Origin of the sequence: Bacillus cereus group sp. N11 (assembly GCF_016483605.1) — a bacterium.
In the GTDB taxonomy this organism is placed as follows: Bacteria; Bacillota; Bacilli; order Bacillales; family Bacillaceae_G; genus Bacillus_A; species Bacillus_A toyonensis.
The window spans coordinates 1-260 of the sequence record NZ_JAEHBN010000077.1 but is presented as its reverse complement, the minus strand read 5'-3'; the positions used below and the strand labels follow the sequence as shown (position 1 = coordinate 260).

Here is a 260-nt window from a genome sequence, read left to right as displayed (position 1 = left end):
TGAGACAGACTATGGACAGCTCCTCTCAAAATTCCTACGCCCACGTCGGTTAGGGACGGAACTGTCTCACGAGGTTCTGAAGCCAGCTCGCGTACCGCTTTAATGGGCGAACAGCCCAAGCCTTGGGACCGACTACAGCCCCAGTCTGCGATGAGCCGACATCGAGGTGCCAAACCTCCCCGTCGATGTGGACTCTTGGTGGAGATAAGCCTGTTATACGCGGGGTAGCTTTTATCCGTTGAGCGATGGCCCTTCCATGC

1 rRNA gene is annotated in these 260 nt (G+C 56.5%); it reads right to left on the bottom strand.

Annotated features, from left to right (window positions below):
• Positions 1–260: ribosomal RNA gene (locus JDS98_RS29740) — 23S ribosomal RNA — on the bottom strand; the annotation flags it as partial.